This window comes from Streptomyces sp. NPDC127117 (genome assembly GCF_042677325.1).
GTDB lineage: Bacteria > Actinomycetota > Actinomycetes > Streptomycetales > Streptomycetaceae > Streptomyces.
Genome location: NZ_JBHXTM010000034.1, coordinates 1 through 12765, shown reverse-complemented (window position 1 = coordinate 12765; position 12765 = coordinate 1). Strand labels below are relative to the sequence as shown.

Annotated in this window: 10 protein-coding genes and 2 pseudogenes; 4 read left to right on the top strand and 8 right to left on the bottom strand. The window is 70.3% G+C overall.

Annotated elements, in window-relative coordinates; all coding sequences use genetic code 11:
• Positions 1-62 precede the first annotated feature (62 nt).
• A pseudogene (locus tag ACFVH0_RS26710) lies at positions 63-526 on the top strand (MBL fold metallo-hydrolase).
• On the opposite strand, the gene ACFVH0_RS26705 reads toward ACFVH0_RS26710, so the two are convergent.
• Positions 485-1522, bottom strand: coding sequence for an NUDIX domain-containing protein (locus tag ACFVH0_RS26705; RefSeq protein ID WP_385824107.1), 1038 nt, complete (start codon positions 1520-1522; stop codon positions 485-487). The pseudogene ACFVH0_RS26710 and the gene ACFVH0_RS26705 sit on opposite strands and share 42 nt — an antisense overlap.
• 268 nt (positions 1523-1790) lie before the next feature.
• Here ACFVH0_RS26705 and ACFVH0_RS26700 point away from each other — a divergent pair, with 268 nt between their 5' ends.
• A complete protein-coding gene (locus ACFVH0_RS26700) occupies positions 1791-2312 on the top strand; it encodes an excalibur calcium-binding domain-containing protein (RefSeq protein WP_385824105.1) in 522 nt (173 codons plus the stop codon).
• A gap of 40 nt (positions 2313-2352) precedes the next feature.
• Here the strand turns inward: ACFVH0_RS26700 and ACFVH0_RS26695 are convergent, their stop codons facing one another.
• Genes ACFVH0_RS26695 through ACFVH0_RS26685 form a run of 3 tightly spaced genes read right to left on the bottom strand, consistent with a single transcriptional unit; the run spans position 2353 to position 5496 of the window.
• Positions 2353-3249 carry a carbohydrate ABC transporter permease gene (locus tag ACFVH0_RS26695; protein ID WP_385824103.1) on the bottom strand — a complete coding sequence of 299 codons (897 nt, stop codon included), beginning with the start codon at positions 3247-3249 and terminating at the stop codon, positions 2353-2355.
• Positions 3246-4160, bottom strand: a complete 915-nt coding sequence (locus tag ACFVH0_RS26690) for a carbohydrate ABC transporter permease (protein WP_385824101.1) — start codon at positions 4158-4160, stop codon at positions 3246-3248. Before ACFVH0_RS26690 ends, ACFVH0_RS26695 begins: the two co-directional genes overlap by 4 nt.
• 46 nt (positions 4161-4206) lie before the next feature.
• Positions 4207-5496: an ABC transporter substrate-binding protein gene (locus tag ACFVH0_RS26685; RefSeq protein WP_385824204.1), complete on the bottom strand. Its 1290-nt coding sequence runs from the start codon at positions 5494-5496 to the stop codon at positions 4207-4209.
• 267 nt (positions 5497-5763) lie between these two features.
• Here ACFVH0_RS26685 and ACFVH0_RS26680 point away from each other — a divergent pair, with 267 nt between their 5' ends.
• Positions 5764-7803, top strand: a complete 2040-nt coding sequence (locus ACFVH0_RS26680; protein ID WP_385824100.1) for an NPCBM/NEW2 domain-containing protein — start codon at positions 5764-5766, stop codon at positions 7801-7803.
• Between the two features lie 79 nt (positions 7804-7882).
• Here ACFVH0_RS26680 and ACFVH0_RS26675 read toward each other — a convergent pair whose 3' ends face one another.
• The gene (locus ACFVH0_RS26675; protein ID WP_385824098.1) at positions 7883-8839 is read right to left on the bottom strand and encodes an ROK family protein; all 957 of its coding nucleotides are present in this window, start codon (positions 8837-8839) and stop codon (positions 7883-7885) included.
• A gap of 181 nt (positions 8840-9020) precedes the next feature.
• Here ACFVH0_RS26675 and ACFVH0_RS26670 point away from each other — a divergent pair, with 181 nt between their 5' ends.
• The gene (locus ACFVH0_RS26670; protein ID WP_385824096.1) at positions 9021-10049 is read left to right on the top strand and encodes a LacI family DNA-binding transcriptional regulator; all 1029 of its coding nucleotides are present in this window, start codon (positions 9021-9023) and stop codon (positions 10047-10049) included.
• Between the two features lie 34 nt (positions 10050-10083).
• Here ACFVH0_RS26670 and ACFVH0_RS26665 read toward each other — a convergent pair whose 3' ends face one another.
• The 3 genes and pseudogenes from ACFVH0_RS26665 to ACFVH0_RS26655 form a co-directional block, all read right to left on the bottom strand.
• A complete protein-coding gene (locus ACFVH0_RS26665; protein ID WP_385824094.1) occupies positions 10084-11382 on the bottom strand; it encodes a DUF6986 family protein in 1299 nt (432 codons plus the stop codon).
• A 211-nt stretch (positions 11383-11593) separates the two neighbouring features.
• A complete protein-coding gene (locus ACFVH0_RS26660; protein WP_385824092.1) occupies positions 11594-12556 on the bottom strand; it encodes an electron transfer flavoprotein subunit alpha/FixB family protein in 963 nt (320 codons plus the stop codon).
• 119 nt (positions 12557-12675) lie between these two features.
• A pseudogene (locus tag ACFVH0_RS26655) lies at positions 12676-12765 on the bottom strand (electron transfer flavoprotein subunit beta); the annotation flags it as partial.

The window sequence follows — 12765 nt, the reverse complement described above, 5'->3', positions numbered from 1 at the left end:
GCGAATCCCGTCCAGAACGTAGATCCGCCCGGCGGGCCGGCACGTCCACGTACGTTCGCCGCGTGGATGTCGTCGAGGTACTCCCCCGACTGCACATGTTCCGCTTCCCCATCGGTCAGGCGTATCCGTGGCAGGACGGTGCGGGCCTCACCCCGATCGACGCGGGTGACATCGACGCCGCGCCCGCGATCGAGGGGGCGGTGCGCGATCCGGGCCTGGACCCGGGCCGCGTCGGACCGGGGGCACGGGTGGTCCACACCCCCGGTCACACCCCAACTCCATCGCGATCCATCTTCCGCGGCACGGCGTGCTGTTCAACGGGGACACCGTGGCCAGGGTCGACCGGGTGATGCCGGGCGTCCTGAACATCGACCGGGCGCGGGCCGTGGCCTCCTTCCGGCGGCCGGCCGTGCTGGAGCCGGCCACGGTCTGCTTCGGGCACGGCGAACCGCTCACCGCGGATGCCCCCGCGCTGCCGCGCGCCTCAGCCGACCGGGACGCCCGCCTCCAGATTGAGCACGGCTGACCGCTCCCGGGCCCGCAGCGCCCAGCGAAGGCGTTCGTACCGGGTCGGGGGCAGCATGGTGGCCGCTTCTTCCTCGGTGACGAACCGCCAGCCGCGCAGTTCGGAGCCGGGCAGCAGCAGCCGTTCGGCGTCCGCACCGGTCAGCAGGCCGCCGTCGAAGAGCAGCCGCAGACCTCCGTAGCCGGGCGGCCGGGGCGCCTCCCAGTCGACGACGAGGAGCTTGGGCACCCGGTCGAGACGGATGCCTATCTCCTCGGCAACCTCACGGATCCCGGCCTGGGCCGGTGCCTCGCCGGACTCGACGACTCCGCCGGGGAACTCCCAGCCGGGCTTGTACGTCGGGTCGACGAGCAGCACCCGGTCGTGCTCGTCGAAGAGCAGGACGCCGGCCGCCACGGTCTCCGCGGTCGGTTCGGGTGTCTGCACTATCTCGCACGGGGTGGCGGCGCCGCTGCCGACCGCCTCGGCGATGCGCTCGGCCGTCTCGTACGGGGTGAGCGCGCCGGTGTCGATGGCGTGGGCGTCCCGGGTGAGCCAGCCGAGTGCCGCCCGGTACGGCTCGATGTGCTGGCGGGCCCACTGCCGTACCCGGTCGCTGTGTGCCGGGTCGTCGGGATACTCCACGCGGTCGGCGATCCGTTTGCGCAGGATCGTTTCCTCGGTCGAGAGCAGGACATGACGCACCGCGATGCGCCGGGAGGCCAGCCCTCCGAAGATCTCGTCGCGGTACTCCTGCCTCAGCAGAGTCATCGGCACCACCAGCACACCGGACACCTCGGCGAGCAGGGCCGCCGCGGTGTCCACCACCAGACGCCGCCAGATCGGCAGGTCCTGGAAGTCCGTCACCTCGGCAAGTGTCTTCTGCGGCAGCAGCTGTCGCAGTCCCGCGCCGGTCAGTTCGGGGTCGTAGAAGGTGCTGTTCGGGATCAGATCGATCAGTTCACGCGCGGCGCTCGTCTTGCCCACGCCGAACGCACCGTTGATCCAGACGATCACGGTTCCCCCTCTTCCGTAGCCCCCTGTGGCTTGCCCGCAACACCCTGCCGCGAAAACCCGGTTGTGGCGATGCCTGTTTCCCGGGCGGAACCGGCGGCCGTCCGCCGCCGGCGCCACCGCGAGCTGCCGCGATCTCCGGACGACCTCCGGTCAGCCACAGCCCTTCCACTCCGTCATCACGATTTCATCACCACCGGAATATTCGAATCCTGGGCACTCGACGGGACCGTTACGGTCATCTCTCCATGAGCCACACCAGGGGGGACATATGTCTCAAAGTCAGCAACCGCCGTGGGGACCGCCGCCCCCGCCGCCCGGCAGCACCCCGTACGGACCGCCCGCGCTGCCGGACCGCCGTCCGAAGTGGGCACGGAAGCGGATAGCGATCCCGGCCGCCGTCGTCCTGTTCCTCGTGGGCGTGGGCATCGGGGCCGCGGACGATCCCGCCGCGGCACAGAAGACCGCCTCCGCGAAGGCCGCACCGTCCGCGACGGTGACCGCGACGGCCACGGTGACGGCCACCCCGGCGCCGACGGTCACCGAGACGGTGACCGCGAGCCCGGAGCCGGCGCCGACCGTCACGAAGACCCGCACCGTCAGGGTGACCGTCCCGCCCGCGGCCGAGGACGACGGCTCCTCCGGCGGATCCGGTTCGGGCGGGGGCAGCTCCAGTACGTACTACGCCAACTGCACCGCCGTGCGCGCGGCCGGCGCCGCGCCCATCCACGCGGGCGAGCCCGGCTACGGTCGCCACCTCGACCGGGACGGGGACGGGGTCGCCTGCGAATAGCCGCCCGCCCTGAGCGGTCCCGCTCCCTCGGGTCCGGCGGCTACCCCTTGCTGGACCCGAGGGTGAGGCCCGCGATGAAGTGGCGCTGGAGCAGCAGGAAGACCACGATCGTGGGCAGGGCGACGATCACCGAGCCCGCGGCGAGCAGGTTGTAGTCCGTGAAGAACTGGCCCCTGAGGTTGTTCAGCGCCGAGGTGATGGGGAGCTTGTCGCCGTCGGAGATGAAGACCAGCGCCCACAGGAAGTCGTTGTACATCCAGGTGAACTGGAGCGTGCCGAGCGCGGCCAGGGCCGGGCGGCAGAGCGGCAGGGTGATCCGCCAGTACCGGGTCCAGACGCCCGCGCCGTCGACGACGGCCGCCTCCAGGATCTCCTGCGGCAGGGTGCGCATGAAGTTGGCCAGGACGAAGACGCAGAAGCCGAGCTGGAATCCGACCTGGACGGCGACGACGGCCCAGTACGAGTCGTACATCGTCATCGAGTCGGACATCCAGTAGGGCAGCGGGATGCGGTTGAACACCACGTACAGGGGCGTCACGATGACCTGCTGCGGCAGCAGGTTCCCGGCGGTGAAGAGCATCAGCAGGACGAGCCCGCCACGCATCTTCAGGCGTGCCAGCGCGAAGGCCACGAACGAGGCGAGGAAGAGGGTGACGAGTACCCCCGGGACCGCGATGATCATGGTGTTGACGAAGTACTTCGTCATGCCGGAGTCGGAGAACGCCTGACGGTAGTAGTCCAGGGAGAGATGGCGCGGCAGGGAGAAGTAGCCGTGCTCGGCGGTCTCGTCGTACGGGCGCAGCGACGCGTACACCGCGAGCAGGAGCGGGGCGAGGAAGGCGAGGGAGACCGCCATCAGGAAGGCGTGGACGCCGATCCGGCCGGGGCGGGTCCGGCGCCGGGCGGCGGGACGGGCGGGGGTGGCTTGCACGGTCAACGGTTCCTCTCCCCTCGGAGCTCCTGGACCAGGTACGTCACGACGAATCCCAGGGAGACGGTCAGCAGGACGACGGCGATGGCGGAGCCGAAGCCGATCCGGCTGGCCTCGCCGATGATGTTGTCGGTGACGAGCACCGAGAGCAGTTCGAGCCCGTTGCGGCCGTGGTTGACCGCGTACACGATGTCGAACGCGCGCAGGGACTCGATGACGGTGATGACGCCGACGATGACGTTGACCGGTCGCAGGGTGGGCAGGACGATGCGGAAGAAGGTCTGGGCCTCGCCCGCCCCGTCGATCGCCGCGGCCTCCTTCAGCGAGGGGTCGACGGCCTTCAGCCCGGCGAGGTAGAGGATCATCACATAGCCGGTGTGCCGCCAGGCGGCGGCGAGCAGGACCATCCAGATGTTGAGGTCCGGGTCGCCGAGCCAGTCCGTCGGTGAACCCGTGTCGCCGATGACCGCGTTGAGGGCGCCCTGGTCGCGGGAGAAGACCAGCTGGGCGATGAATCCGACCACGGCGAGCGACAGCACGACCGGCATGTACAGCGTCGACTGGTAGAAGCGGCTGAAGCGCACCCCCCGGTCGATCAGCACGGCCAGCAGCAGTCCGAAGGGGGTGGCGACCAGGCCGAGGAAGGCGAGCCAGAGCAGATTGTGCCGGGCCGCGGGCCAGAACTGCGGGTAGTTGGTGAAGAGGTTCTCGTAGTTCTGCGTACCCACCCACTTGATGTCACCGATGCCGTCCCAGCCGGTGAAGGAGAGCACCACGGAGGCGAGGGTCGGTCCCCAGACGATGGCGATGTCGAGCAGTACGGGTATGCCGAGCAGCACACCGAGTACGGCGAGGTCGCGGCCGGTGAACCGCCGGGGGACTCGCCGTCCGGTGCGCCGGGCCGGGATGAACGACACGATCGGTACTCCAGGTTCGGTCGGATTGCCATCGGGTCGTCCGGGGTCAGTCCGCGGCGAAGATGGTCTTCTTCTGCCGCTCGATGTCGTTGACCAGGCCGTCCACGTCGTTCGGATCGCTGATGAACTTCTGGATCGCGGGGATCATGACCGTGGAGGAGAAGTCCGGCCTGGTGTCCCGGTCCAGGAACTGGGAGATCTGCTTGGCCCCGGAGACCAGCTCAACGGCCTTCTTCTGGAGCGGCGAGTACGCGGAGATGTCCGCCTGGTCGCTGACCGCGATGTTGTTCGGGTCGCTCTTCAGGTAGATGTCCTCGGCCTTCCCGGTGGCCAGCCACATGAGCAGGTCCTTGGCGCTCTCCAGGCTCTTGTCGTTCTTGAGGTTCTTCGACTTCTTGGCCAGCAGGAAGCCGTCGATGGGTGCCTCCACCGCGTCCTGCCCGTGCTCCGGGTTGATCACGGGGAAGGGGAAGAAGTCGATGTCGCCCTGCTCGCCCTTGGGGAACTGGGCGCCGGGGTGCGGCAGCCCGAAGACGGCCATGCCGGCCTCCTTCTTCTGGAGGCTGTTGGCGGCCTCCTGCCAGGTACGGCCGTTGGCCCCCTGCTGGCAGTACGGGAGGAGCCGGCGCCAGGTGTCGAACACCTCCCTGACCCGCTTGTCGGTCCAGGCGACCTCGCCCGCCATGAGGCTCTTGTGGAATTCGTAGCCGTTGGTCCGCATGTCGATGTAGTCGAAGGTGCCCATGGCGGGCCAGCCGTCCTTGTCGCAGAACGCGATGGGATCGAGCTTGTCCTTCTGCATCCGCTTGGCGAGCGCCACGTATTCGTCGAGCGTCTTCGGCGCCTGATAGCCGCGGTCGGCGAACAGGCTCTTGCGGTGGAAGACGGCCCACGGATAGTAGTAGTACGGCGTGAGGTACTGCTTGCCGTCGGCGCCGGTGGACTGGGCCTTCAGCGCGGCCGAGAAGCCTTTGTAGCGCTGCCAGTTGTCGCTGATGTCGTGCAGCAGTCCCTTTTCCGCGAAGAATTGCATCCGGTTCCCGGCGAACCACATGAAGACGTCGTCCGGCTTGCCCTGCAGATACCGGTTGATGTTCTCCTGAAAGGTGTTGTGGTCGACGGTGTTGACCTTCACCTTCCGCCCGTCCGACTGCGCCTCGTACGCGGCGAACGCATCGGCGAATGCCTTCTTCGGAACCGGGTCGGAGGAATTGGACCCCAGAGTGATCGTCTTCCCGTCGCCGCCGGGGCCGCTTCCACAGGCGGTGAGCAGCGCGGGAAGCGCCACCGCTCCGGCGCCGACGGCCGCACCACGCAGCAGACTTCGTCGGGACATCCGATGTCCCGCGACACTGCCCGGCACACCTGACCTGTCGTAATCAGACTGCGTCATGCCCCACTCCTCCGGAGATGCAACCCAACACAACCGAACGTGCGATTGGATCTCACCCCCAAGTCATGGTGCCGTCAAGGGTTTTGACGAGAAACCGGGCAACCGCCGCCACTCCTCTTCCAACAGACTTCAACACGCCCTAACGTAATCGCACGCTTTGGCGTGCACATGCTGTCATCCGATCATGGACGAGTATGGAGGAACGTAACGATGCGTCATCTTCCAACCCGTACAACCCGAACCAGCCGTCGTGGAGTCATCGGAGCGCTGATGGCCGGGCTGCTGTGCGCCGCGGGAACGACTGTTCCCGCCGTCGCGAACTCGCCCGCGCCGGGGCCCGCTCCCGCCGTGACCGGGCAGTCCGGAAACGGCCTTGCGCTCACCCCGCCGATGGGTTTCAACAATTGGAACTCGACGCACTGCCGCGCCGAGTTCGATGAGTCGATGGTCAAGGGAATCGCCGACATCTTCGTCGAGAAGGGCCTCAAGGCGGCGGGCTATCAGTACGTCAATCTCGACGACTGCTGGGCAAAACCGCAGCGCAACGCGGACGGAGAACTGGAGGCCGATCCGCAGCGCTTCCCGAACGGGATCAAGGCCGTCGCGGACTATGTCCACTCCAAGGGCCTCAAAATCGGCATCTACACCAGCGCGGGCACCAAGACCTGCGACAGCGTGGGACTCCCGGGCGCACTGGGCCATGAGTTCAGTGACGCGCAGCAGTTCGCGGACTGGGGCATCGACTATCTGAAGTACGACAACTGCAACAACCAGGGCGTCGACGCGAAGAAGCGCTATACGACGATGCGGGACGCGCTCGCGGCGACCGGCCGCCCGATCGTCTACAGCATCTGTGAATGGGGCGAGAACAAGCCCTGGGAGTGGGCCGGCGAGCTCGGCAACCTCTGGCGCACCACAGGCGACATCAACGACAGCTGGGGCAGCATGCTGTCGATCATGAAGCAGAACCTGCCCCTCGCTGCCGCTGCCGGGCCCGGTCACTGGAACGACCCCGACATGCTGGAGGTCGGCAACGGCGGCATGACGGACACGGAGTACCGCACCCACTTCTCCATGTGGTCCGTGATGGCGGCGCCGCTGCTCATCGGCTCCGATCTTCGCAAGGCGAGCGCGGAGACCTTCGAGATCCTCTCCAACCACGAGGTCATCGCGGTCGATCAGGACCTGCTGGGCAAGCAGGGCACCGTGCTCTCCTCCGCCGGCGGACGCTGGGTGGTCGCCAAGGAGATGCGGGACGGCAGCCGCGCGGTCGCCCTGTTCAACGAGACCGGCAGCACCCAGCGCATCGCGACGACGGCCGAGGAGGTCGGGCTGCCGAAGGCCGACGGGTACACGATGCGCGACCTGTGGGAGCACAAGTCCTACAACACGGCGGGCACCCTGGCCGCGACCGTCCCGGCGCACGGGACCGTGCTGCTGCGGGTCGCCGCCGACGGCAAGTGGGCCGCGCAGCCGCCCGCCGTGGAACTCGGTCTGGAATCACGCCCGTTGATCGAGTCCGGACGCAACGCCACGCTGACCACGAAGGTCACCGATCTGGGCCGTACCCCCGCCAGGAAGGTCGCGGCGCTGCTCACCGGCCCCTCGGGCTGGCAGCTGAAGGCGGTGTCGCCGACCGGTTCACCGGTCCTGCCGACCGGCCGGTCCCTGACCACCCGCTGGCAGGTGACGGCCCCCGCGGACGCCACCGGTGCGTACGACCTGACGTTCAAGGTCCAGTACCGCTCACCGGCCGGGACACGGGTGAGTTCCACGGTCCCGCTCCGGGCCCATGTGGTGGTCGCGCCACCGGCGGGCGGCGGCTTCCTGAGCGATCTGCCGCAGCTCTCGGCGGCCAACGGCTGGGGCCCGGTCGAGAAGGACACCAGCAACGGTGAGAGCGGTGCGGGCGACGGGAATCCGCTGACGATCGGCGGCACGGTCTTCGCCAAGGGCCTCGGCGTGCACGCCGACAGCGCCGTCGAGTTCTACACCGGCAGGGCATGCGAGGCCGTTACGGCTCAGGTCGGTGTCGACGACGAGAAGGGCGCGAAGGGGTCGGTCTCCTTCGAGGTCCGGGCCGACGGTACACAGGTGGCGTCGAGCGGCGTACTGACCAACGCGATGCCCGCCCGGCCCATCACCGCGGACGTGAGCGGTGCGCAGGTGGTGAGTCTGGTGGTCACCGACGGCGGGGACGGTGTCGATTCCGACCACGCGGACTGGGCGGACCTGCGGATCACCTGCTGACCCGCAGAGCGCGACGGCGGGTTTCCGGGGCATCGCCTCCGGGAACCCGCCCGGCGCACGATTCGCCGGCCGCTCCTGGTCAGCCCTGCCCGGCCACCGCTGCGCCCGGCCCCACCCGCGCCGCGGCGGCGGCCGCGCCGACCAGCCCCGCGTCGGTGCCCATCACCGCCGGGGCCACCTCGATCTGCCGGATGAAGGAGAGCGTGGCGTACTGGCGCAGGGCCCGGCGCAGCGGCGTGAAGAGGATGTCGCCCGCACCGGCCACTCCCCCGCCGATCACCGCGATGTCGATCTCGACGAGCGTGGCGGTGGCGGCGATCCCGGCGGCCAGTGCCTGGGCGGCACGCTCGAACGAAGCGATGGCGATCCGGTCCCCGGCGCGTGCCGCGGCGGCCACCGCGGCGGCCGAGGCATCGCCGTCCGGTCCGGGCCGCCAGCCCGCCTCCAGCGCCCGGCGGGCGATGTTCGGGCCGCTGGCGATGCGCTCGACACAGCCGCGCGAACCGCACGGGCAGGGGTCGCCGTCCAGGTCCACACAGACATGGCCGATGTGCCCGGCGTTGCCCGTGGGGCCGGGGTGGAGCTTGCCGCCGAGGACGAGCCCGCCACCGACACCGGTCGACACGACCATGCAGAGCGCGTTGTCGTAGCCGCGGGCGGCGCCCAGCCAGTGCTCGGCCGCCGTCATCGCGACCCCGTCGCCGACCAGCTCGACCGGCAGCCCGCCGACCGTCTTGCCGACCCGCTCCACCAGCGGGAAGTCCCGCCAGCCGGGGACGTTGACCGGGCTGACCGTACCGGCCGAGGCGTCGACCGGACCCGCGCTGCCGATGCCGACCGCTGTCGCCCGCTCCCACAGCGGAGAGCCGGACAGCTCGGCGAGGACCTCCGTCACCGCACCCATCACCGCCTCGGCGCCCTCGCGGGCGGGCGTCGGCCGCTGCGCCCGTACGAGGAGCGAGCCGCCGCCGTCCACCAACGCGGCGGCGATCTTGGTGCCGCCGATGTCCAGCGCGGCGACGAGGTCGGTATGCATCGGTGTGGCTCCGTGAGTAGAGGGCGGGGACCTGCGGCTTCGGGAGAACAGTCTGCCCAGTCTCCATTCAGCTGACAACGTTGTCCAGGGCCTATGCTCGTCGGCACAGCCTCCGGCCGCCCCGTGGCACCGTCCACGGATCCGCCGGACCCTCCCGCACCCGAGGACAGGACAGCGCACCGTGGCCGAGACCGCCCGTCACTCCGAGACCCGTTACGGCAACCGGCCGACCATGAAGGACGTGGCCGCCCGCGCCGGAGTAGGGCTCAAGACGGTCTCGCGCGTGGTCAACAGTGAGCCGGGGGTGACTCCCGACACCGAGCGCCGGGTCCAGGAGGCGATCGAGGCGCTCGGCTTCCGGCGCAACGACAGCGCGCGCGTCCTGCGCAAGGGCCGCACCGCCTCGATCGGCCTGGTCCTGGAGGATCTCGCGGACCCGTTCTACGGGCCGCTGAGCCGCGCCGTGGAGGAGGTCGCCCGCGCACACGGCGCCCTGCTCATCAACGGGTCGAGCGCCGAGGACCCGGAACGCGAGCAGGAGTTGGTGCTCGCGCTGTGCGCACGCCGGGTGGACGGGCTGATCGTGATCCCCGCCGGTGACGACCACCGCTATCTGGAGCCGGAGATAAAGGCGGGCGTCGCCACCGTCTTCGTGGACCGCCCGGCGGGCCGGATCGACGCCGACATGGTGCTCTCCGACAGCTTCGGCGGCGCGTGCGAGGGCGTCGCCCATCTGATCGCGCACGGCCACCGGCGGATCGGCTTCATCGGTGACCAGCCGCGTATCCACACCGCGACGGAGCGGCTGCGCGGGTATCACGCGGCGATGTCGGACGCCGGGATCACCGTCGACGACTCCTGGGTCTCGCTCGGCTCCACCGAGCCCGCGCGGGTCAGGGCGGCCGCCGAGGCGATGCTCGCGGGCCCGGAGCCGGTGACGGCCCTCTTCGCCGGCAACAACCGTGTGACGGTCACCGTGGTCCGCGTACTGGCGGAGCAGGACCGCCGGATCGCCCTGGTCGGCTTCGACGACATCGAGCTCGCCGATCTGCTCGGCATCACCGTCATCTCCCAGGACGCCGCGGCCGTGGGCCGCACGGCGGCCGAGCACCTCTTCCGCCGCCTGGACGGCGCGGACCACGCCCCGGCGCGGGTCGAGCTGCCGACGTCGCTCATCCCCCGCGGCTCCGGCGAACTGCCGCCCGTCTGAGCAGGGGCGGGCGGCAGGGGCCGGAGCCCGCGCCTTACGGTGCCGTCACCGTCAGCCCTCCTCGCCGCGGCGAGGCGAAGGCGTCCAGGTCGTCCCGCGTCAGACCCGTCAGCCGGGCGACCTCGGCGGTGTCCAGGGCTCCGCAGTCGATGCCGCGCAGCAGGTAGCCGCTGAGGGCCTTGGCGGTGGCGGGCTCGTCCATGACGTCGCCACCGGCCTTGGCCACGTACGCGGCGAGGCGGGCGGCGGCCTGCTCCAGGCCTTCGCGGTAGAAGGTGTAGACGGCCGCGTACCGGGTCGGCAGGTGGCCCGGGTGCATGTCCCAGCCCTGGTAGTAGGCGCGGGCCAGGGCGCGGCGGGTGAGGCCGTAGTGGAGCCGCCAGGCCTCGTGGACCCGGGGCGTGGGGCCGACCGGAAGGACGTTGGTGGAGCCGTCCGAGACCCGTACGCCGGTGCCCGCGGCGGCTACCTGCATGACGGCCTTGGCGTGGTCGGCGGCCGGGTGGTCGCTGGCCTGATAGGCGGCGCTGACGCCGACACAGGCGCTGTAGTCGAAGGTGCCGTAGTGCAGGCCGGTGGCCCGGCCGCGCGCCGCGTCGATCATGCGGGCGACGGCGGCGGTGCCGTCGGCGGCGAGGATGGACTGGCTCGTCTCGATCTGGATCTCGAAGCCGAGCCGGCCGGCGGGCAGCCCGTGCGCCTCCTCGAACGCTTCGAGCAGCCGGACGAAGGCGGTGACCTGCTCGGGGTACGTCACCTTGGGGAGCGTGAGGACCAGCCCGTCGGGCAGGCCGCCGGCCTGCGTCAGGCCGGTGAGGAAGATGTCCGTGGTGCGGATGCCGCGGTCGCGTACGGCAGCCTCCATGCACTTCATCCGGATGCCCATGTACGGGGCCGCGGTGCCGTTCGCGTACGCCTGCGAGACCAGTCGGGCGGCGCGGGCGGCGGCCTCGTCCTCCTCCGCGTCGGGGCGGGGGCCGTAGCCGTCCTCGAAGTCGATGCGGAGGTCCTCGACCGGCTCGCGCTCCAGCTTGGCGCGCACCCGGTCGTGGACGGGCCCGGCGAGCTCGTCCGGGATGCCGAGGACGGCGGCGAACGAGGCGGCGTCGGGGGCGTGCTCGTCGAGGGCCTGCAGGGCCTGGTCGCCCCAGGAGCGGATGGTGCCCGCGGTGAACGCGTCGCCGGGTACGTAGACCGTGTGGACCGGCTGGCGCGTGCCCGGGTCTCCCGGGTAGCGGCGTGCGAGCTCGGCGTCGACCGCGGTGAGGGAGGCGCTGATCTCCTCGCTGACCGCACCGGCGAGGCTCGTTGCCACCTTCTCCTGCTGACCCATTTCCACACCCTCCACAGTCACGCTGTTTCCGCTTCCCGGAATCAACAATCCGTATAGTGAAGCTATAAGGCCGTCGGACCCGCGTCAATGGTGATCGGAAACGGTCCGGGGCCGTGCGGGGGGGGGGGGCCCCGGCGGCGCGGGGCCCGGCGTGGGGGTGTCCCCCCGGCGGCCCCGGACCGTCGGGAAGGAGAGGGGGGGGTGTTGCGGGTCAGCCCTTGCGGGACTTGACCTCGTCGGTGAGCTGGGGGACGACCTGGAAGAGGTCGCCGACGACGCCGTAGTCGACGAGGTCGAAGATCGGGGCCTCGGCGTCCTTGTTGATCGCGACGATCGTCTTCGAGGTCTGCATCCCGGCCCGGTGCTGGATCGCGCCCGAGATCCCCGACGCGATGTACAGCTGCGGCGACACCGACTTGCCCGTCTGCCCGACCTGGTTGGAATGCGGGTACCAGCCCGCGTCCACCGCCGCACGCGAAGCACCCACCGCGGCACCCAGCGAGTCCGCGAGCGCCTCGATCAGCGCGAAGTTCTCCGCACCGTTGACCCCGCGGCCGCCCGACACCACGATCGCGGCCTCGGTCAGCTCCGGACGGCCCGTCGACTCACGCGGCGTACGCGCGGTCACCTTCGTGCCCGTGGCCTGCTCCGAGAACTCCACCGCCACGACCTCGACCGCACCGGCGGCCGGAGCCGCCTCGACCGGCGCCGAGTTCGGCTTCACCGTGATCACCGGCGTACCCCGCGACACCCGCGACCGCGTCGTGAACGACGCGGCGAACACGGCCTGCGTGGCGACCGGACCCTGCTCACCGGCCTCCAGATCCACCGCATCGGTGATCAGACCCGAACCGATCCGCACCGCGAGCCGCGCCGCGATCTCCTTGCCCTCCGCCGACGACGGCACCAGCACCGCCACCGGCGACACCACCGCGTACGCGGCCTGCAGCGCATCCACCTTCGGCACGACCAGATAATCGGCGAACTCGGCGGCCTCCGCCGTCAGCACCCGCACCGCACCGTGCTCCGCCAGCACCGCGGCCGTACCCGCCGCACCGGCACCCACCGCGAGCGCCACCGGCTCACCGATCCGACGCGCCAGCGTCAGCAGCTCCAGCGTGGGCTTACGAACCGCACCGTCCACGTGATCGACAAAAACCAGAACTTCAGCCATGGGACTTCAATCTCCTGCGAGTAACGAAGAAACAGGGGGAAACGGAAACTACGACCAGAACCCAGAACCCAGAACCCGAACCCGAACCGGGCCGGAACCCGGACGGGCCGGGGACGGGATCAGATGAACTTCTGGCCCGCCAGGAACTCCGCCAGCAGGCGGCCGCCCTCACCCTCGTCCTTCACGATCGTGCCCGCCGTCCGCGCCGG

Bases quoted from the DNA above. Each gene is read 5' to 3' on its own strand.
- ACFVH0_RS26700 (WP_385824105.1), top strand. From the start codon at position 1,791: ATGTCTCAAAGTCAGCAACCGCCGTGGGGACCGCCGCCCCCGCCGCCC.
- ACFVH0_RS26685 (WP_385824204.1), bottom strand. From the start codon at position 5,496: ATGTCCCGACGAAGTCTGCTGCGTGGTGCGGCCGTCGGCGCCGGAGCG.
- ACFVH0_RS26680 (WP_385824100.1), top strand. From the start codon at position 5,764: ATGCGTCATCTTCCAACCCGTACAACCCGAACCAGCCGTCGTGGAGTC.
- ACFVH0_RS26675 (WP_385824098.1), bottom strand. From the start codon at position 8,839: ATGCATACCGACCTCGTCGCCGCGCTGGACATCGGCGGCACCAAGATC.
- ACFVH0_RS26665 (WP_385824094.1), bottom strand. From the start codon at position 11,382: ATGGGTCAGCAGGAGAAGGTGGCAACGAGCCTCGCCGGTGCGGTCAGC.
- ACFVH0_RS26660 (WP_385824092.1), bottom strand. From the start codon at position 12,556: ATGGCTGAAGTTCTGGTTTTTGTCGATCACGTGGACGGTGCGGTTCGT.